We start from the raw sequence: 18,871 nt of genomic DNA on the forward strand, positions 1-18,871 counted from the left end.
GGGACTTCTAGATTCTGGCCCTGCGACCGACGGAAATGGCGTCCCCTACGTCACGGGTATCCGCGTCCTGCCAATCGTCGACGGGCTCAGGTTCGACAGATGCCAGCGCGGGCGCCGAGGAATATGTTCCGTAGTAGGAGTAGGCGTCCCTCCCCTTGATGGGAACATAGTTGAGAACGGCCCCGAGGACCCGCCCCTTGACTTTCTCAAGGTTCCCCAAGGACTGGTTCAGCTGCTCCTGCGTGGTCCTGCCGGTCCGGATGACGAGGATGGCGCCGTCGGCGGCGCGAGAAAGAACAGCAGCGTCCGTCACGGGAAGCAGCGGGGGTGCGTCGATCAGGACCACAGCATCCTTGGCCAAGGTGGTGAGCATGTTCTTCATGGCGCGGGAACCCAGCAGCTCGCTGGGGTTCGGCGGGATGCGGCCCGATCCCAGGACTGAGAGGTTGGGCAGGGCACCCCAGGGCTGGAGGACGTCGGCGAGCTTGGCGGTCCCAGTGAGCACATCGGTGACCCCGACTCCCGGAACCAGGTTGAAGACGTCGACCAGCGTGGGCCGGCGGAGGTCGCCGTCGACCACCACGACGTTTTCGCCTGCTGCGGCCATTGTGACCGCCAGATTGGCCGTCACCGTGGACTTGCCCTCTGCCTGCATCGAGCTGGTAACGACGATGATTCGTGGCGGCTGGTCCACGTCCAGGAAACTGAGGTTGGTGCGCAGCTCGCGGAGAGTCTCGGCCATGGCGCCGCCGGCATCATGGAGTTGCGCGGCGTTGCCGGCGTCTACGATGGTGCTCTTCCCATCCAAACGGTGGTCTACCGGGAGGGTGCCAATCACGGGGACGCCGAACAAACGCTCAATGTCGGCAGCCTTCCTGATTCGCCGGTCCAAGTGCCGGCGGATCAGCGCATAGGCCACACCCAGGGCCAGCCCGACCAGGGCGCCAAGCGCGAGGTTGAGCTTGGTGTTGGGCGACGTGGGGCTGGTAGGCAGGACGGCTTTGCCCAGCGGCAGTACCCGGACGGCCGTCGCTGCACTCGCCTGCGGGCCGGCCTCGGGCGTTGCACCAGCACTGGCCCGTCCGGCAACGTCGGTGGGAGGCGCCGTCTCAATGGCCTCTACCTGGGCGGCGAGGCCGTTGACCCAGGCGTCGGCCACCCGCTGCGCCGTTGCCGGGTCCGTGGACTGCGCAGTGACCCTGATTTCTGCCGTGTCCAGCGGAACCTTGACGCTGATACTGCCCAGAAGTGCATCGGCAGTTGTCTTCAGTTCCAGGGCCTGAATGACCCGGTCCGCGACCAGCCGGGATTTCGCTACGGACTCATAGTTCTTGACCTTGGCCTTGGCCAGGCTGTCGCCTGCAAGTGCAAGGCTCACGTTGTCCGAACCCGGAGTCACCACTATGCCGCTGGAATCCGAGGAGTAGATCTTTGGCTGGAGGACGGTCCATCCCGCTGCCGCCAAGGTGGCCAGCAGCGTGAAGGCGACGATGGCCTTCCAGTACACCCGCAGGATAGTCAGGTAGTCTGCCAGATCCAGGCCCGGGGACGCCTCAGGGGGCGTGGTGGTTGTGCTCATAGTGGTTCCTTAAGCTCAGGTTCTTGAGGTGCCCGTGCAGGCGGTTCAGTGTTCGCCGCATTCCAGGATCGACGCGGCGGTGAGTTGCTCTACGGCTTGCGCGACGGCGACCCGGTAGCCTTCCGGTTCGCCGTGCACCTTCGCTACGTCGTCAGTCAGCTGGTCCAGCCTCACCGGGCCAGCGCAGCCCTCCCAGATGGCGGGTCCGACCCCGGTCAGGCGCACTATCTCTTTGTCCAGCATGACCAGCAGGTCGCCGCGGATCTTCACCGCGTCTTTGGGGGCCCTGCGCCGGATGCTGCCGGCCGGGAGAGGCGCTTCCTGGGCAGTTTCCAGTGCCGCGGGTTCCCACTCCGACTCCGACGTAGGCTGCAGCTGGAACAGCGGTTCCATGGCGGCCGGTAGGTCCGCTGCCTCCGAATAGGTCACCTGCCACACTCCCCCGACGCTCTCGATGAGGCGGCAGAGCGACTGCAGCGGATCCACGAATTCTGCCTGGGAGGACGATTCGGGGATCAGGGCCAGCAAAGCGTCGGCCAGCGGTACCCGTTTCAGCACCGGGGCCACTGGTCGCTTCCCCTGGACCCGGTTCAACAGCACGATGGACTGGATGAAGGGCATGGCCGGGGCCGGCTGCAGCCCAAACTCATCCGGGGACGCCTGGCGCTTCGGGGTGCCGGCCTCCTGCTTGACTGAGAGCGGCTTGGGATAAGGAACCACCGACCCGTCCCAGGCAATAGCCACCGTCTCATCCGTGACATAGCCATAAGTCCTGGCGAGCACGGAGGCGGCCGTGGTCTTTCCCGTTCCCGACTTGGCCACCAGCGCCACCACGGCCCCGGAAGCAGGATCTGCCACCCCGCACGCGTGGAGCATGGTCAGCTCACCGGCGTTGGCCAGGATGGCGGCTACCGTGAGCCGGGACGTAAGGTTTTCCGCCAACTCCTCGAAGGAAGCTGCCGCGAGCTGGAATGTTCCGTCGCCGCGTTGCGTGGACGTGCAGGCGACCGACGCCGTGAACGGCCTGCCAACCTGCGCTTCCACAGGTGCAGGCGGCAGCAGAGGCTCACGGCTGCTTGTGCACCGAGCCCACGCCGAGCTCATGCTGACCCGCTGCTGCCACGTGACGGCACTGCCCCATCGGACCACGAACGGCTGCCCCAAAACCTCCAGGCACAGCAGATCGCTCCCCCTTGCCAACTCCTCGAGGAGGCGTTGCTTCCAGGCCAGCCCTGCGCTCTCCGTGGTTCCCGCGGCTGTCATGCCGTCAGTGGGAAACGCCGCGTGCGGCTTCGATCAGGCGCTGTGCTTCGAGGCTTGCCAGGAAGCCTTCCACCTGGGCCTGCATCTGTCCTGACTGATCCTCGAAGGTGGCCTCAAGCTCGGAGAAGATCTCCTGCTCGCTGCGCTGGCCATCAATCAGATCCCAGATCACCGCAGCTGTTCCCTCCAGGACCACGGGCTGCGTTGCGTCGAGGTGCAGAAGTGCGACGCGCGCCCGCGGTTTAGTACAGACCTCGGCGACCAAGCCGCCACGTTTCCAGACCATGCTTGTGGTCACCCAGCCTTCGGCAGAACGATCGTGGTGCTCGGGGCGGACGGCATTTGGGTGGAAATTCCGTTTTGGACGTAGGTAGTAACGGTGGTGACCGTGTAAGTGCCTGAATCTTGTTTCTTGCCTGCGTAGCTGTAACCGCTGAAAGCAAAATCGAGAGTGGTGGCACCCGAGGGCAGCGTAGCGCTGAACTCCGCTGCGTTACTCTGCGGCCGCGTAATGGCCAGAGTCGAAGACCCTACGCTGACTGTGGAGAAGGAAATTGCAGGTGCAGCTGACGATGGCGGTGTGATGGTAAGTACAACCCTGACCTGACCAGTGACGCCGGTGAGGTTCTTGAGGCTCAGAAGAGCCGGTACTACCATTCCTGTCCGGTCATGGGCAGTACTTACCGTCGACGTCATGTTTTGGGTCCCGGAAGTAAACAAGCCAGTTGCCGGAGTTGCGGTAGGCGTGGGCGTTGGCCCGGACGCTGCTGCTGCTGGAGCCGCGATGGCCGTAGCGATGACCGGAAGGGACCACGCGACACCCGCGGCGACCCGGCGCCGGCTTATGCCGCCCTTTTCTTCCTTACTGACTTCCTCGTTCAAAACCTCAGCCAATTGTGCCCCCAGAGTAGGTTTCCGGATGCGGCTGCCTACTTGAGACCGGCAGGGCGCATCGGCCGGTTTGCCCGGCTTCGCCTACTCTTACGAACGCAAATAAAGATTTCTGAAACGGTCTTGCAAGGTTCACTCAAGAATTCTGCAAGGCTTCATAAAGGCGAATTACACCAGCGGAATTCCCGTGAATTTCGGCTCACGCTTCTCCTGGAATGCCCGGAAACCCTCCGCGTAATCCTCGGTTTTGCAGAGGCGTGCCTGTTCCTCGTTCTCCTGCTGCATGGCCTCCCACAGGCCAAGCCGCTGGTCACGGATGTGCGCCACCAACTCCTTCGAGGCAACGAAGGCGCCGGTGGCACCGGCGGCAACGCGGCCAACAATCGCCCGCGTGGAGTCCAACAGATCAGAGGCAGGCATCGCACGGCTGAACATCCCCTGGGCCACGGCCTCGGCGCCCGAGATCAGGTCCGCGGTGTAGATCAGGTCCAGTGTCCGGTGCATGCCCAGCCGCTCCGTGAAGTACCAGTGCCCGCCAGAGTCCAGCGTGGCCCCCAGCTTGGCGAACGGCGACCCGAACTTCGCGTTCTCCGCCACGTACACCACGTCCGTGGCCAGCAGCAGCCCCAGCCCCACGCCCAGGCACGCGCCCTGGGCGGCCGCGAACGTCGGTGCCGGGAAAGCGGCCATCTTCTTCAGCAAGGGCTCCACCAGCCCGCCCAGGTACGCCGCGGCGTCGTCGTTCTCCGGGGTGACCCCGGCGATGTCGCGGCCCGCGCAGAAGGCCCGGCCCTCTCCCCTCAGCAGCAGTGCCCGCACCTCACCGCGTGAGGCGGCGGCAGCAGCGTCGTCGTACGCCTGTGCTAAATCCCGCAGCGCCTGCTCATCCAGCGAGTTCAGCTTGTGCGGCGCGTCCAGCACTACCTCGGCGATGCCGTTGCTGATGGAAAGGGAAATCATGGGGCTCCTTCATCGGGGCGAAAACAAACTTAGACGTCGAAGTCGACCGTGACTTCCTTGCTGGTGGGGTGGCTCTGGCAGGTCAGGACGTAGCCCTTGTCCAGCTCATCCTGCTCCAGCGCGTAGTTCTCGTCCATGGTCACGCTGCCGGTGACCACCTTGGCCCGGCAGGTGCCGCACACTCCCCCGGCGCACGCGAACGGCACATCCGGGCGGACCCGCAGGGCCGCGTTCAGGATGGACTCGCGCGCGTGGGTGGGGCTGGCCACCTCGCCCTGCAGCCCGTCCAGCTTGAACGTGATCTTGTACGTCTCCTTGGACTCATCCACCACCACGGGACGGCCGGCCTGCCCCTCCGGGCGGTCCGGCTTGCCCGACGTGAACAGCTCGAACCGGACGTTCTCCGGCTTCACGCCGCGCTCGGCCAGGGTGTCCCGGCACAGCTGCACCAGCTCGAACGGCCCGCACAGGAACCACTCGTCCACATCGTCCGCGTGCAGGGCGGTGCCCAGCAGCTGCTGCAGCTTCTCGGCGTCGATCCGGCCGGACAGCAGCGGGGCGATCCGCTGCTCACGGCTCAGCACGTGGTGGATGGCCAGCCGCTGCGGGTACTTGTCCTTCAGGTCCGCCAGCTCCTCGAGGAACATCACGTCCATGGCAGCCTTGTTGGCGTAGATCAGGTCGAACCGGGTGTCCGGGTTGGCGGCCAGCAGCGTCCGGGCGATGGCGATCACCGGGGTGATCCCGGACCCCGCCGCGATGGCCACGAAGTTCCCCGGCTCCCCCGCCAACTCTTCGGGATGGTTCATGGAGTTCATGACGTTCTGCTCCACGGCCTGCCCGTCCCGGCCGTGCTTGGACACGAACGCGCCCATGGGGCTCATCACGTCCAGCGTGTCCCCCGCCTTCAGCTCGGCGTTGGCCCACGTGGAGAACAGCCCGCCCAGGTCCTTCTTGATGGCCACACGGATTTCGCTGGTGCCGTCCGCGAAGCTGCGCGGCTCGGCGCAGATGGAGTAGCTGCGGCGGATCTCCTTCGGCTCGCCGGACTCATCCGCGAGCGTGGTGCGCAGGGCCACGTACTGGCCGGGCAGGTAGTCGAACTTGCCGGCGAGCTCGGCCGGCACATGGAAGCTGACCTCGATGGCATCGTCGGTGAGCCGGCGCACCTCCTTCACCGCAAGGGAATGGAAGGACGGACGACGGCGGCCGGTCACCTCAGCCTCTTCGGCGGCGGTCTGGCGGACAACAGGCATGGGGGGCTTCCTTACAGGACTTTGAAGTAGTCGAACGGTTCCTTGCAGTCCTGGCACACATACAGCGCCTTGCAGGACGTGGAACCGAAGCGGGTGAGTTCCTTGGTGTTGAGGCTGCTGCACTGCGGACACTTCACGGCCAGGCTCAGCCGGATGGGGCCGGAGTGGCCGCCGGCTTTGCTGTTCCCTGACGGGGGCGCGATGCCGTACTGCTGCAGCTTCTGCTTGCCGGCCTCGGTCATCCAGTCCGTGGTCCACGCCGGGGCCAGGACCAGGTCCACGTGCACGTCCTCGTAGCCCTCATTTTCGAAGGCTTTGTAGAGGTCGTCACGGATGGCGTCCATGGCCGGGCAGCCCGAGTATGTGGGGGTGATGGTGACTTTCACTTGTCCGGTCTCCGTGACCTGCACGTCCCGCAGGATGCCCAGGTCCGCGATGGTGAGTACCGGGATCTCCGGGTCCACCACGGTGGCCGCGATGTCCCACGCGTCCTGCTGCGGAGTGCTGGTCCGGCTTTCGAAGTCCGAGATGTACACGGTCACCAGCTCGCTCCGGGATGTTCGCGGGCCAGCACCTGCATCTCCGCGAGGATGTAGCCCAGGTACTCCGAGTGCTTGCCAAGCCGGCCGCCGCCCGGGGCTGGTGGCACGTCCGGGACTTCCAGCTCGGCCTCTTTGAGGACGTCGGCGACCAGGCGGTCAAAGTCGTCCCTGAGGCTGGAAGGCGCGACGGCGGCGCCCGCCTGGGCGAGCCTTTCGGTCAGTTCGTCGTCCTGGAACAGTTCGTTGACGTACGGCCACATGGTCCGCAGGCCGTGGATCATCCTGGTGCGGGACTCCTCTGTGCCGCCGGCGAGGCGCAGGACCCACTGGGTGCTGTGGTCGCGGTGGTAGTCCACTTCCTTCACGGCCTTGGCGGCGATGGCGGCCAGGGTGGCGTCAGTGGATTCGGTGAGGCGGCGGTACAGCTCGTACTGGTAGTAGCTCACCGCGAACTGGCGGGCGATGGTGGCCGCGAAGTCGCCGTTGGGCTGCTCGAACAGCTGGACACTGCGGAACTCGTGCTCGCGGCGGAAGTACGCCAGGTCATCCTCGGACTTCGGGGTGCCGTCCTCCTTGGGCATCCCGGCGCCGGCGTAGGTGAGGAAGCTGCGGGCGTGGCCCAGCTGGTCCAGGGCGATGTTGCCCAGGGCGATGTCCTCCTCCAGCTCCGGTGCGCGGGAGATCCAGTGGCCCAGGCGCTGCGCGAGGATCAGGGCGTCATCGCCGAGCCGCAGTGCGTACTCGGCCACATCCTCGGAGGGCTTGGCCAGGCCGGTCTTGACCTCGAGGGCGATGTCCTCCGGGCGGAGGGCGTTGCCGGGGGTGATCCGGGTGGCGGAGGCGTTGGAGTCGCCGCCGGCCACACCGGTGGAGATGTCGCCGTGGCCTGTGGTGGGGGCGTTCACAGGTGCTTCACTCCCTCGCTCTTGGTGTAGTAGGTGGCGTGCCGGTAGTCCTTGCCCTGCGGGGACTCGAAGAAGGAACCTTTTGAATCGGGGTCGCTGGCGGCGATGGCGTCGGCCGGGACAACCCAGATGGACACGCCCTCGTTGCGGCGGGTGTAGAGGTCCCGAGCGTTCCGGAGGGCCATGGCGGCGTCCGGGGCGTGCAGGCTGCCGGCGTGGACATGGCTCAGGCCGCGGCTGGACCGGACGAAGACCTCCCAGAGGCCCCAGGTGGAGCGGTCGTGGTGGTCAGGGGCCGGGCTGGCTTTGGGGGCTTCGCGGTTGATCTCGGTGGCCGAGCTGGCGGGGGTTTCCGGGTTGCCGTGCGGGCTCATGCTGCGTATTCCTTCTGCATCTTTGCTGACTGTTTTGCTGCGTAAGCCGCCGCTGCCTCGCGAACCCAGGCGCCGTCGTCGTGCGCTGCCCTCCGCCGCTCAAGGCGCTGGGCGTTGCAGGGGCCGCGGCCGGCCAGGACCTCGTGGAACTCGTCCCAGTCCAGGGGCCCGTGCTCCCACTTCCTGGTGTCCTCGTTGAAGCGGATCTGGTCGTCCGGGAGGGTGAGGCCCAGGACCTTGACCTGCTCCACCATCATGCCCACGAACCGGCTGCGGAGCTCGTCATTGCTGAACCGCTTGATGTTCCAGGCCATGGACTGCTTGGAGTTGGGGGAATCGTCATCCGGCGGGCCGAACATCATCAACGCCGGGGCGTACCAGCGGTTCACGGCGTCCTGCGCCATCTGCTTCTGTTCGGGGGTGCCGTTGGAGAGTTCAAGGAGGATCTCGAACCCCTGGCGCTGGTGGAAGGACTCTTCCTTGCAGACGCGCACCATGGCGCGGCCATAGGGGCCGTACGAGGCGCGGCACAGCGGGACCTGGTTGCAGATGGCTGCACCGTCCACCAGCCAGCCGATGGCGCCCATGTCCGCCCAGGTGCGGGCCGGGTAGTTGAAGATGCTGGAGTAGCGGGCCTTGCCGGCGATGAGGTCGTCCATCATCTTGTCCCTGCTTTGTCCGAGCGTCTCTGCGGCGCTGTAAAGGTAGAGACCGTGGCCTGCCTCGTCCTGCACCTTAGCCATGAGGATGGCTTTGCGCTTCAGGCTGGGGGCCCTTGAGATCCAGTTGGCTTCCGGCTGCATGCCGATGATCTCGGAGTGCGCGTGCTGGGAGACCTGGCGCAGGAGGGTCTTGCGGTAGGCCGGCGGCATCCAGTCGCGGGGCTCGATCCGTGAGTCCTCGGCGATGATCCGGTCGAAGTGGGCCTGGCCTGCGGCGTCCTCTTCCGGGGTTAGCTCAGCCGGCACTGACTGCAAGTTCTGCGCTGCCATGGTTGCTCCTATGCAAAGACCTGTCGGGCGTCTCGGAATTATTTACCGACCGTTCGTTCAGGATATGCGGGAGCGCGCGCGGGCGTCAAGCGTGGCGGTCCCTCTTTCGACGTGCTTCTGCATTTTCGACGCGCACCTTCCCTTTCGACGCGCACCTTCCTATGTGACCCCCGTATATGCGGCTCGAAAAGGAACCTGAGCGGCTGAGAGGAATATGCGCGTCGCGGGCGGGGCACCTGGGAGGAGCCGTCGTCGTGCATCACCGCCAATTCCCTCCGCACGGTGGGGCGCCGGGACTACTGTCAACTCTGGTTTGCCTCTGATCCCGGGCATACAATGACCACGCCTTATTTGGCCCTGACAGCAGCGGAAGTTTTCACGGTCCGGCGTCCCTATGCCGGCGACAGTACAGCGCGGGCGCGCCATCCCCATATAGCGACAGACACCGTTGGAAGGTGGATCGTCATGAGACGGTTCCTGGCCCTGATTGTTGCCGTTGCGTTGGCGGGCGTCGCCATGCCAGCCCTGGGCGTAAACACAGCCCAAGCCGCAGCCGGACCGTGCATCGGGGCACCTCCCGCCGACGGCACCGCCTACTCAGAAACCCGGCAATTCGTGGACGCCCAGTCCTGGTGGATGCCGGACGCCGACCAGGCCAACAACTCCATCACCAACAACGGCCACGTCCACCTTGGCGCCTGCATCCCCGAGCGCGAGACCATCAGTTCCGGCAACTTCACGGTGAACGTGCGGGTAATCCTGCACGACAACCCCGGCACGGCCAATTACGTCTCCATGGTGTTCATCACGCCCACCGGCGAAACCGCGGTCCAAAAGTGCTACCTGCGGTCCGCGGCCGCCAACTTCAGCTGCCCGGGCCCGTCCAGCACGGGCGGCGGCGACTTCGTGTGCGCCGGCACCTGCGAGCGCTGGCTGACGTTCTCGCGGCCGATCTCAGCGTTCAAGCATTCGGGCCTGCAGGAGGTCCACCTCCGCGCGTTCGTGCCGGAGCCGAGCGGCAACGAGATGCGGGCGAGCCTCAACTGGCAGACCGACATCCAGAACGGAAAGTCCCGGTCCGACGCCGCCCGGTACCCGTTCCTGCGCGGCAAGGGCTGGTACACCCACTCCGGTTACTGCGAGGCCTCGGTCCGCAGCGTCCCCATTCCCGATGGCCCGGTGTCAGGGGTCTGGACGCCCGCCGTGGGCCTGACCACCCACCCCAACGGCTCCCTCCCGGTAACGCACTCCTTCATCTCCCTCGACCCCGACTTCCACGCGGATCCGCCCAACCCCGGAATAGTGCTCTGGGATTCGGCGGCCCCCTACGGCGGCAGGTCGTTCGGTTCGGCGCCCCTCGCGATCGACACCAGGACCCTGGCCAACGGTGTACACAAGCTGCACCTCCGCTCGTCATGCCGGGACAACAAGCTGGGCTCGACGAACTCCGGGGTGACGGTGGTTCCGTTCGTCGTGGCCAACTGACCCGGGACTTTCGACGCGCAGCTGCGGTTTCGACGCGCAAGTTCCCCTGCGCACCCCAAATATCCGGTTCGCCAGGGAATCTGCGCCTCGGAGGGGAATCTGCGCGTCGCCAGCACCCCGCACCCGCGCCGGAGGCTGCAGCGCGCACCGGCGGGGCACCCGATTCTTAAGCCTTTCTTAGGAACGGCCACGGAGGATTGAAACAGAGACCAGGACAGAACCCTGTCCGCCGCAGGACCAGCCGAAGGACTTCCGTGTATCAGCCCGCCCGTGACCGCCATGAGACTGCAGCCGCCCCCGGCACCCGCGCAACTGCCGGCACCCGGTTCCCCGCACTCCCCCAGCCCCGCCACTGGCTGCTGCTGGGCGCGCTGCTGTGTGCCGCCGTCGTCGCCCTGGGCCTGGCGGTGCAGCTCACGCCCGGTGAAACTGCGGCCGAACTCCACGTGGACCAGGACCTCAGCCAGCACCACGTGGCCGCGCTGACCGCCGTCGCCATGGTGATCAACACCCTGTTCGCCCCCGTGGCGGGCCTGGCCATCATCGCCGTCATCGCGCTGGCCCTCTGGCTGATGCGCCGCGACCTGCCCAAGGCCATCGCTTTCGGGCTCACCGCGTGCTCGGGCTGGGTGGCCAGCGAGGCCTTCAAGCTCCTCATCGCCCGGCAGCGGCCCAACCCCGGCCTGCTCTACGATCCCCTGGCCCCGGAAACCGGCTCCAACAGCTTCCCCAGCGGCCACGTCTCCTTCGCCGTGGCCCTGGCCTTCGCCGTGTACTTCCTGAGCCGCGGCACCCGCTGGTCCAAGCCCGTGGCCGCAGCCGGTGCAGCCCTGCCCGTGATTGTTGCGTGGTCGCGGGTATATGTAGGGGTGCACTACCCCACCGATGTGGTTGCCTCCTTCCTGGCGGCAACCGCCGCGGTGGTCCTCCTCGCCGGGCTCTGGAACCGCTTCGGCCCCCGGCTCCTGGACCGCCTTCCCGCCGCCCTGTCCGCCCCTGCCAGCCGACACTAAGGACCCCCGTGCACACGATTCTTGCCGCCCACGCCATTTCCGGCGTCGCCACCGCAAGCGGACCGCCCTCCCTCCTGGACCCGGCCAGCCTCCTGGAAGGGTTCGGCCCGGCCGCGCTGGGAGTGATCGCCGCGATGGTCTTCATCGAATCCGGCGTCCTGTTCCCGTTCCTGCCTGGCGATTCGCTGCTGTTCACCGCCGGGCTCCTGCACCAGCAGCTGAACCTGGCGCTGCCCGTGCTGATCGGCGTGGTCACGGGCGCCGCGGTGGCCGGCGACCAGGTGGGGTTCATCCTGGGCCGCAAATTCGGCCGGCGGTGGTTCAAGGACGACGCCAAGGTCCTCAAGACCGCGCACCTCACCGCCACGGAGAACTTCTTCCACAAGCACGGCGGCGCTGCGATCGTCCTTGCCCGCTTCGTGCCCATCATCAGGACCTTCGCGCCGCTGACCGCCGGGACCGCCCGGTACGGGCACAAGGAGTTCACGCTGTGGAACATCGTGGGCGCCCTGGCGTGGGCCGCGTCGGTCACGCTCCTGGGCACCTGGCTGGGCCACTACGAGGTCATCGCCAAGAACATCGACGTCATCGCCGTGGTCATGGTGCTGGTGTCCGTGGTGCCGTGGGGCATCGAATACCTCAAGCACCGCCGTCGGAAACGCCGCGCCGGCGCTGATGCCGGGGAGCAGGCAGCGGACGACGACGGCACGGACTTTGCTGCCACGGCCGCACCAGGGCTCGACACGGCAGCCGGCACCTCCCGCCGGGACGGCGGCACGAAAGAATAGGCTGCATGACACCTGCGGACCGGCTCTCCCTGCTCCTGGCCGAGGACGACCCCGCCCTGGGTCCGCTCATTACCGAACTGCTGGAGCCCGACTACCGGGTCCGGCTGGCGGTCACCGGGCAGGAGGCCCTGCATCTGGGGCTCACGCAGCCCTGGGACGTGATGGTCATTGACCGCGGCCTGCCCATCATGGACGGTCTGGCCGTCATCGCCGCGCTCCGTTCCAAAGGCATCGGCACCCCCATTTTGGTCCTCACCGCGCTGGGCGAGACCGGCGAGAAGGTCCGCGGCCTGGACGCCGGCGCCAACGACTACATGGCCAAACCGTTCGACGCCGGCGAGCTGGCTGCCCGCCTGCGGGCCCTGACCCGGACCTTCAGCACCCCCGCGGGACCGGTGGGGATCGGCACCTGGGATTTCGACCCGGCGTCGCGCTCTGTCCGCTCCCTGTACGGGGACCTGGTGACACTGACGGCCAAAGAAGCCGAAGTCCTGGCGGCGCTCGCGGCCGAGCCAGGCAGGGTGTTCACCCGCGATGAGCTGCTCGCCGCGCACTTCCAGTCCACGGACCAGCCGGGTGTTATCGATACCTACGTCCACCACCTGCGCCGCAAGATTTCCCGGACAGTGATCCGCACCGTCCACGGCGTGGGCTACCAGATTGGCGACCCGTCATGACCTCTGGCCCTTCTGATCCGGACCGCGACACCCTCCGCCGCGCGTCGCTCAAGGTGGCGCTGCGGATCAGTGCCGGCGTGGCCGTGCTGGTCCTGGTGCTGCTCGCCGCCGCCACCGTGTTCCTGATGAATAAGCTGGCGCACCCCTCGGTACCCACATCCCCGGCGTACACCTACCTCGATTCGAGGGACCTGATCGAGGGGATGATCCTGGCCGGACTGGCCGGGATTGTGCTGGCCGGAGTGGTGGGCTGGGTCAGTGCCCGCAGTGCCATCCGGCCGCTGGGCGAGGCCCTGGCCCGGCAGCGGCGGTTTGTCCAGGACGCCAGCCACGAACTCCGCACGCCCCTGGCCATCCTGGACACCCGCATCCAGCTGGCGCAGCGCAAGGCCGAGCCCGAGTCCGAACCGGCGCAGGCCCTGGCCCGGATCCGGGAAGACACCGCCACGCTGACGGGGATCGTCAACGAGCTGCTGCTGGCCGCGACGGCGTCCGCTCCCGCTGGCTCTTCCGCCGGTCCTTCTGCCGGTGCCGAGCCGGTGGACGTTGCTTCGGTGGCCGAGGCTGTTGCGGAAAGCCTGCAGGACCTGGCCCGGCAGCAGGGTGTCGCGGTGGAGTTCTCCGGGAGTGGCCCGGCGATGGTCCGCGTTGACCCTGGTTCTTTGCGCCGCGCTGTCCTGGCGCTGGCAGACAACGCCCTGGCCCACACGCCTGCCGGCGGCCGGGTGGGCATCACTTGCTCCGTTGACGCGTCCCGGGCGGTGATCCTGGTGGCCGATACCGGCTCCGGCATCACCGGCGTGGACCCGGGGCGGATCTTTGACCGGTTTGTCCGCGCCCCTGGTCTGGACCGGGGCGGGCGGCGGAGCTTCGGGATTGGCCTGGCGCTGGTCCGGGACATCGCCACCGCGGCCGGCGGCACCGTGGAGGTTGCCCGCACCGGACCAGGGGGGACCACCATGCGGCTGGCGCTCCCCCTGGCCCGGGACTGACCGGGGCTGACTGCTGAGGTGCGTGCCGCCGTCGTGCACTGACCACTCAGGTGCCTGCCGCCGTCGTGCACTGCCGTTTTCGACGCGCACCTTCCCCTCCGCGGCTCACACTCCTCATCGACGCGCAGCTCCGTTTTCGACGCGCAGCTTCCCCTCCGCGACCCATATGCGAGTCGCGCCAAGGAATATGCGCGTCGGGAGGGAGTATCCGCGTCGCGAGAAGGCAGCCGCATTGGTGGGAAGCGCAGGCGGGGAACTGGGGTATTGACGGTCCACTTGTTTTTTGCAAGTATCAGGTCTATCCGCACCAACCCTTGAAAAGAGACCATCATGACTTCGATGTTCGTCAACCTGCCGGTGACCGATCTGGATCGCGCCAAGGCGTTCTACACGGCGGTGGGGTTCAGCATCAACCCGCTCTTCACGGACCACAATGCGGCCTGCGTGGTGGTGGAGGAAGACCACAGCTACTTCATGCTCCTGGTCCGCGAGTTCTTCCAGACCTTCAGCGAGCGGCCCATCGGCGACCCCTCCGCGACGGTGTCGGCCACCACCGCGATCTTCCTGGACAGCCGGGACGCAGTGGACGCCACCGTAACCAGCGGACTCGCGGCCGGCGGCACCGAAGCGCAGCCCGCCTCCGACTACGGCTTCATGTACCAGCGCCAGCTCACGGACCCCGACGGCAACATCCTGGAATTCGGCTACATGGACCCGGCAGCCGCCCAGCAGGGCCCTGAGGCTTACATGAACCAGCAGGCCTGAGGTTCATGGCCGCACGCGATTACGGGCAGTATTCCGGGATTACGCAGGCCATGGAGATCGTGGGCGAGCGGTGGGCCCTCCTGATTGTCCGTGACCTGCTGGTGGGGCCGCGCCGCTACGGGGAGCTCGCCGCCGGGCTCCCCCGGATCCCGACCAACATCCTGGCCGCGCGGCTCAAGGAACTCCAGGCTGCCGGCGTCATCCGGCGGGCACCGCGCTCCCGGGTGATCGTGTACGAACTGACGCCGTACGGCCGGGAGCTCGAACCTGTGATCCTCGCGCTGGGCGCGTGGGGATTCAAGGCCATGGGTGATCCGCGCGAGGAGCAGATCATCACTCCGGCGTCGATGACCATGGACCTGCGCACCACATTCCGGCCGGACGTGGCCGCAACCCTGCCGGCCACCGCCTACGCGGCGCATCTCGGTTCCACCGAACTCCTGATCCGGGTGGATGGCCCCAGCCTGGATGTCCGGCGCGGCGATGGCGCGGCCGACCTCGTCTTCGCCAGCGGACCGGGGATCCGGCGGCTCATCGCCGGCGAAATCGCACCAGACAGCGCCCTCGAGAGCGGACTGGTCCAGGTGCTGAGCGGACAGGGAAACCTCCTCCACCGCTTCGCGGACACGTTCCATCTGGCGGCCTGACCCGCTAGCCTGAGCCGACAGCCTTGACCCTCCCGCGTGACCCGCGACTGAATGGAGCACCTCGATGACGAAAACCCAGGAAACCGGCACAGTCTTCACCGCGCGCTCGCCCGACGGCACCTCCCTCAGCGTCGAGCGGATGGGGACCGGGCCCAGCCTGGTCCTGGTGGACGGGGCCTTTTGCGGCCGTACGTTCGGCCCCTCCCGCGCCCTGGCGAACGAGTTGAAGGATGCCTTCACGGTGTACTTCTACGACCGCCGCGGGCGCGGTGACAGCGGAGAGACCCTGCCGTACGCCACCGAACGCGAGATCGAGGACCTCCAGGCGGTGCTTGCCGAGGCCGGCGGGAACCCGTACGTTTACGGCATCTCCTCCGGCGCGGCCCTGGCCCTCGAGGCGGCCGCAGCGGGAGTCCCGATGCGCGGACTGGCCACGTATGAGGCGCCCTACACCGGCGTCCAAGGCGCGGACGGGACACCCGGGAGCCACCGCGAACACCTCGAGGCCCTGCTCCGGGACGGCAAGCGCGGCAGCGCAGTGTCCTACTTCCTGGTCAAGATGGTGGGGGCGCCGGCGTTCCTCCCTTACATGCTGCGCCTCATGCCGGGGGTGTGGAAGAAGCAGCTCGCGGCGGCGAACACCCTGCCCTACGAAACCCGGGTGACCAACAACTTCGTGGCCCCGGTGGACCGGCTCCATACCATCACCGTGCCCACCTTGGTCATGGTGGGCGGGAAAGCCGCGGACCCCATGGCGCAGGGGCAAAAGACCATCGCGGCCGCCATTCCCGGCAGCGAGCACCGCGTCCTCGACGGCCAAACCCACCAGGTCTCCGCCACTGCCATCGCCACCCAGCTCAGGGCCTTTTTCCGCGCGAACTAAAGCTCCCCAGCGGCCTTGGAGTTGCCGACGGCGGGGCGCGCGGCTCTTTGCCGGCGCGCCCCGCCGTCGTGCTTTCCTGCCTGAGGCCGCCGGCGCTATTTGGGAACCGTCAGGCGGCCCATCCGCGCCCGACGGCGTCCAGGGCCTGCATGTACACCCCGGCCCAATCGGCGTCGGGCGGTCCAACCTGCGCCAGCTCAAGACTCACAAGGCCGTGGACCTGGCCCCAGATGGCGGCCGCGATCAGGTCCACGGGTGCCTCACGCAGGGTGCCGGCGGACTGCGCAGAAGCGACGGCGTCCTTCAGGGGCTGCATGGCATCCATGGCCGCGTCGGGGTCCGGCTGGCAATCGACGTATGCAGCCAAGGCGCCGCCGAACATCAGCCGGTAAAGAGCCGGGTGGTGCAGGGCCCAGGTCCGGTAGGCGTCACCAAGCCCCTGGAGGCCGCCGGCGGCGGCTGCGCGCTGCGAATCGCCGAAGGAGCGGAACCCGTCCTCCACCACCGCCGTGAGGAGTTGGGCTTTCCCGCCGAACAGTGAGTACACGGCCGTGGTGGAGGTCCTTGCCGCCGCGGCCACGTCCCGCAACGTCACCCGCTCGGGACCGGCGCGGTCCACCAACTCGGCGGTGACCTCCAAGAGGTTCTGCCGCAGGGAATCGTTATGCACTACAGGTCTTGCCATGGATCCAATTGTTTCATAACCTTGTTTTGTAACGTTGTTATGAAATGACCGAACTAAGGGAGCTCCCATGGCGCAGCAGGTATTTCCAGGCCGGTACACCGCCGATCCCGCACGGGAATCGGTAACGGTCTTCCTGATCGGAATGCGGGCCAACCGGTGGTGGAAGCTCGGGACCGTCGGGAGGGTGGGCGCCGCCATGGGGCGAATGCTTCAACACCTCGCTACCGTCCCGGAGGCGGGAATGCTGGGCTACCACCAGTGGGCGGGGCGCACCACCGTGATGGTCAGCTACTGGGAGAGTCCGGAGCATCTGCGGAAGTTTGCAGCCGACCGGGACGCCCCCCACCTTGAGCCCTGGCGCCGCTTCATGAAGGAACTTGCCGGGACCGGGGACGTTGGCGTTTGGCATGAGACGTACCAGGTGCCGGCCGCCGGCGTCGAGGTCGTCTACAGCGGAATGCCGGTCTTTGGGCTTGCCAAGGCGACGAACCATCTCCCGATCGGCCCCGGGACCAACACCGCCAGGCAGCGGATGGGCCGCACCGGCGAACGGGCCGCCTAGTGTAGAGGGCCGGCCTCTTCGGCGGGGGTTTGGTGCTGCGCGCCGGCTTCGGTTTTCGACGCGCGGAATCATCCTCGACGCAGGCGCTCCCTTCCGGGGCCCAAATATGGGGTGCGAAAAGGTCGATGCGCGTCGGCAGGGCAGATGCGCGTCCCTGATGGGGACGTCACAGCTGGCCAGCCCGGTCGGCTGCTTATCCACATAGCCGCCGCCTGCCGTTCCCGTGATGCGTTCTGCACGCCACCGTTGATGCATGACCGATCTCCCGCCCTTCCTGCTCTCGCGGGACCGCATCCTGCATGGGCTCAGCGCCAACGACCTGGCCAAGCGCGTCCGGTCCGGCACCCTGGTCCGGGTCCGGCACGGCGTGTATGTCGATGGACCAACATGGCGGGAGCTGAAGCCCTGGCAGCAGTACCGCGTCCGGGTCCAGGCCGCCGCGGAAACGTTTGAAAAACCCACCATTTTCGCCCGGCACTCCTCAGCCAGCGTGTGGGACATCCCATTCATCGGGCAGAACCACCCGGTTCAGGCCCTCACGTTGAAGAACGACGGCGGCAGGTCACGTGCCGGAGTCAGCCGCCACTTCGCTGCCCGGTCGGGCCTGAGGGCATGCAATGTGGAGGCTCCTGGTCACCGACCGCGTCCGGACTGTCCTGGACCTGGCCGCCTTCAGCCCCTTCGCCGAAGCCATAGCACCGCTGGACCACGTACTGCGGCCGGACGTGGCCCGTCAGTTGCCTGCCCTGACCAAGGCTGAACTGGAGGCGGGCATCGGGAACTTCTACTCGGCCGCGGCGGCGAGACGGATCCGGGCGGCCATCGCTTTTGCCGATCCCGCGTCCGCTTCAGCGGGCGAGTCCTGGAGCCGCGCGCTGATCCACGTGGCCGGCTTCGAACCCCCACTCCTCCAGCAGCGCTTCACGGACGCCGCCGGGCTCGTGGGGTACTCGGATTTCTACTGGAAGGACTCGCGGATCATTGGCGAGTTCGACGGCGAGGAGAAGTACGTCAAACCCGAGTTCCTCAAGGGCAGGACCACGTCCGAGGCAGTGCTGGCGGAGAAGAGACGCGAAAACCGGCTTCGTTCTCTGGGATTCCGCGTGGAGCGGTGGGACTGGGCGGAACTTAGTGCGGCGGGAATGCTGGAACGGAAGCTGGCGGCGGCAGGTGTGGCCCGGCGTCGTACGCGTTCTGCTGTTCTCGACCCGCAAAATCCCTTGTGACTCGCCACAAACCGGGCGCGGCGCTTATGTGGGTAGCCTTCAGGAATTTGCGCGTCGGGTTTGGGCGTCCGCAGCGGTGCGACGGAGCCGGAGCAGCCGCACCGCGTGAAAGCCGATCAAGCCGGTACCCACGATCACAGAAACGACGTCGTACCACTGCACCGGGCCGCTGGAGAGCCGGTAGATCGAAGGCGCCATGACCAGGACCGCCGCGATGACACTTGCCCAGGAACCGAACACCTTGTCAACGCGTTCGTCCCTGGCTTTTTGTGCGGCAACCCGTTCGGTGAGGTCACCCAGCGGCTCGTGTCCCATGCGTCTGCCCCCTCAGGCGGTGGTTCAACTGAGCCTACTCCACCCCTCATTTCCTGCGTGCCGCCGTCCGG

21 protein-coding genes and 1 pseudogene are annotated in these 18,871 nt (G+C 67.0%); 11 read left to right on the plus strand and 11 right to left on the minus strand.

Going from position 1 to position 18,871, the window contains the following annotated elements; translation table 11 throughout:
• Window positions 1-7: 7 nt before the first annotated feature.
• The 9 genes from ACFVTD_RS03745 to paaA form a co-directional block, all read right to left on the minus strand.
• Window positions 8-1,579, minus strand: coding sequence for a polysaccharide biosynthesis tyrosine autokinase (locus tag ACFVTD_RS03745; protein WP_387558208.1), 1,572 nt, complete (start codon window positions 1,577-1,579; stop codon window positions 8-10).
• Between the two features lie 45 nt (window positions 1,580-1,624).
• Window positions 1,625-2,842 carry a PqqD family protein gene (locus ACFVTD_RS03750; RefSeq protein WP_387558211.1) on the minus strand — a complete coding sequence of 406 codons (1,218 nt, stop codon included), beginning with the start codon at window positions 2,840-2,842 and terminating at the stop codon, window positions 1,625-1,627.
• A 4-nt stretch (window positions 2,843-2,846) separates the two neighbouring features.
• Window positions 2,847-3,140, minus strand: coding sequence for a PqqD family protein (locus ACFVTD_RS03755; RefSeq protein ID WP_387558214.1), 294 nt, complete (start codon window positions 3,138-3,140; stop codon window positions 2,847-2,849).
• Between the two features lie 761 nt (window positions 3,141-3,901).
• Window positions 3,902-4,693, minus strand: a complete 792-nt coding sequence (locus ACFVTD_RS03760) for an enoyl-CoA hydratase/isomerase family protein (protein WP_387558217.1) — start codon at window positions 4,691-4,693, stop codon at window positions 3,902-3,904.
• A gap of 29 nt (window positions 4,694-4,722) precedes the next feature.
• Complete coding sequence (gene paaE / locus ACFVTD_RS03765) at window positions 4,723-5,949, minus strand: 1,2-phenylacetyl-CoA epoxidase subunit PaaE (RefSeq protein ID WP_387558220.1); 1,227 nt, start codon at window positions 5,947-5,949, stop codon at window positions 4,723-4,725.
• Window positions 5,950-5,960: 11 nt separating this feature from the next.
• Window positions 5,961-6,485: a 1,2-phenylacetyl-CoA epoxidase subunit PaaD gene (gene paaD, locus ACFVTD_RS03770; RefSeq protein ID WP_387558964.1), complete on the minus strand. Its 525-nt coding sequence runs from the start codon at window positions 6,483-6,485 to the stop codon at window positions 5,961-5,963.
• A 2-nt stretch (window positions 6,486-6,487) separates the two neighbouring features.
• The gene (gene paaC / locus ACFVTD_RS03775) at window positions 6,488-7,396 is read right to left on the minus strand and encodes a 1,2-phenylacetyl-CoA epoxidase subunit PaaC (RefSeq protein ID WP_387558223.1); all 909 of its coding nucleotides are present in this window, start codon (window positions 7,394-7,396) and stop codon (window positions 6,488-6,490) included.
• Window positions 7,393-7,770, minus strand: coding sequence for a 1,2-phenylacetyl-CoA epoxidase subunit PaaB (gene paaB / locus ACFVTD_RS03780; RefSeq protein WP_255173088.1), 378 nt, complete (start codon window positions 7,768-7,770; stop codon window positions 7,393-7,395). Before paaB ends, paaC begins: the two co-directional genes overlap by 4 nt.
• The gene (gene paaA, locus ACFVTD_RS03785; protein ID WP_387558228.1) at window positions 7,767-8,762 is read right to left on the minus strand and encodes a 1,2-phenylacetyl-CoA epoxidase subunit PaaA; all 996 of its coding nucleotides are present in this window, start codon (window positions 8,760-8,762) and stop codon (window positions 7,767-7,769) included. The genes paaB and paaA overlap by 4 nt, the downstream gene beginning before the upstream one ends.
• 465 nt (window positions 8,763-9,227) lie before the next feature.
• On the opposite strand from paaA, the gene ACFVTD_RS03790 reads away from it, so the two are divergent.
• From ACFVTD_RS03790 to ACFVTD_RS03825, 8 genes are all read left to right on the plus strand, one after another.
• Window positions 9,228-10,247, plus strand: a complete 1,020-nt coding sequence (locus ACFVTD_RS03790) for a hypothetical protein (RefSeq protein WP_387558231.1) — start codon at window positions 9,228-9,230, stop codon at window positions 10,245-10,247.
• Window positions 10,248-10,501: 254 nt separating this feature from the next.
• Window positions 10,502-11,260, plus strand: a complete 759-nt coding sequence (locus ACFVTD_RS03795; RefSeq protein ID WP_387558234.1) for a phosphatase PAP2 family protein — start codon at window positions 10,502-10,504, stop codon at window positions 11,258-11,260.
• A gap of 8 nt (window positions 11,261-11,268) precedes the next feature.
• Window positions 11,269-12,048 carry a DedA family protein gene (locus ACFVTD_RS03800; RefSeq protein ID WP_387558237.1) on the plus strand — a complete coding sequence of 260 codons (780 nt, stop codon included), beginning with the start codon at window positions 11,269-11,271 and terminating at the stop codon, window positions 12,046-12,048.
• A gap of 5 nt (window positions 12,049-12,053) precedes the next feature.
• Window positions 12,054-12,725: a response regulator transcription factor gene (locus tag ACFVTD_RS03805; RefSeq protein WP_387558240.1), complete on the plus strand. Its 672-nt coding sequence runs from the start codon at window positions 12,054-12,056 to the stop codon at window positions 12,723-12,725.
• Window positions 12,722-13,717 (plus strand): sensor histidine kinase, encoded by a 996-nt coding sequence (locus ACFVTD_RS03810; protein WP_387558243.1) that lies wholly within the window; start codon window positions 12,722-12,724, stop codon window positions 13,715-13,717. Before ACFVTD_RS03805 ends, ACFVTD_RS03810 begins: the two co-directional genes overlap by 4 nt.
• 330 nt (window positions 13,718-14,047) lie before the next feature.
• Entirely contained in the window at window positions 14,048-14,482 is a 435-nt protein-coding gene (locus tag ACFVTD_RS03815; RefSeq protein ID WP_387558246.1) for a VOC family protein, read from the plus strand.
• 5 nt (window positions 14,483-14,487) lie between these two features.
• Complete coding sequence (locus tag ACFVTD_RS03820) at window positions 14,488-15,129, plus strand: winged helix-turn-helix transcriptional regulator (RefSeq protein ID WP_387558249.1); 642 nt, start codon at window positions 14,488-14,490, stop codon at window positions 15,127-15,129.
• Window positions 15,130-15,193: 64 nt separating this feature from the next.
• Window positions 15,194-16,012, plus strand: coding sequence for an alpha/beta fold hydrolase (locus ACFVTD_RS03825; protein WP_387558252.1), 819 nt, complete (start codon window positions 15,194-15,196; stop codon window positions 16,010-16,012).
• Window positions 16,013-16,121: 109 nt separating this feature from the next.
• Here ACFVTD_RS03825 and ACFVTD_RS03830 read toward each other — a convergent pair whose 3' ends face one another.
• On the minus strand, window positions 16,122-16,697 hold the full coding sequence (locus ACFVTD_RS03830; RefSeq protein ID WP_387558255.1) for a TetR-like C-terminal domain-containing protein: 576 nt from the start codon (window positions 16,695-16,697) through the stop codon (window positions 16,122-16,124).
• A gap of 67 nt (window positions 16,698-16,764) precedes the next feature.
• Between ACFVTD_RS03830 and ACFVTD_RS03835 the strand changes: the two genes are divergently transcribed.
• The 3 genes and pseudogenes from ACFVTD_RS03835 to ACFVTD_RS03845 all read left to right on the plus strand — a co-directional run bounded on the left by ACFVTD_RS03835 (window position 16,765) and on the right by ACFVTD_RS03845 (window position 18,485).
• Window positions 16,765-17,259 (plus strand): DUF4188 domain-containing protein, encoded by a 495-nt coding sequence (locus tag ACFVTD_RS03835; protein WP_387558258.1) that lies wholly within the window; start codon window positions 16,765-16,767, stop codon window positions 17,257-17,259.
• Between the two features lie 253 nt (window positions 17,260-17,512).
• Window positions 17,513-17,599 (plus strand): annotated as a pseudogene (locus ACFVTD_RS03840) (hypothetical protein); the annotation flags it as partial.
• Between the two features lie 277 nt (window positions 17,600-17,876).
• Entirely contained in the window at window positions 17,877-18,485 is a 609-nt protein-coding gene (locus ACFVTD_RS03845) for a hypothetical protein (RefSeq protein WP_387558261.1), read from the plus strand.
• A gap of 39 nt (window positions 18,486-18,524) precedes the next feature.
• Here the strand turns inward: ACFVTD_RS03845 and ACFVTD_RS03850 are convergent, their stop codons facing one another.
• Entirely contained in the window at window positions 18,525-18,800 is a 276-nt protein-coding gene (locus ACFVTD_RS03850; protein WP_387558264.1) for a hypothetical protein, read from the minus strand.
• Window positions 18,801-18,871: the final 71 nt, after the last annotated feature.

This window comes from Pseudarthrobacter sp. NPDC058119, assembly GCF_042884655.1.
GTDB lineage: Bacteria > Actinomycetota > Actinomycetes > Actinomycetales > Micrococcaceae > Arthrobacter.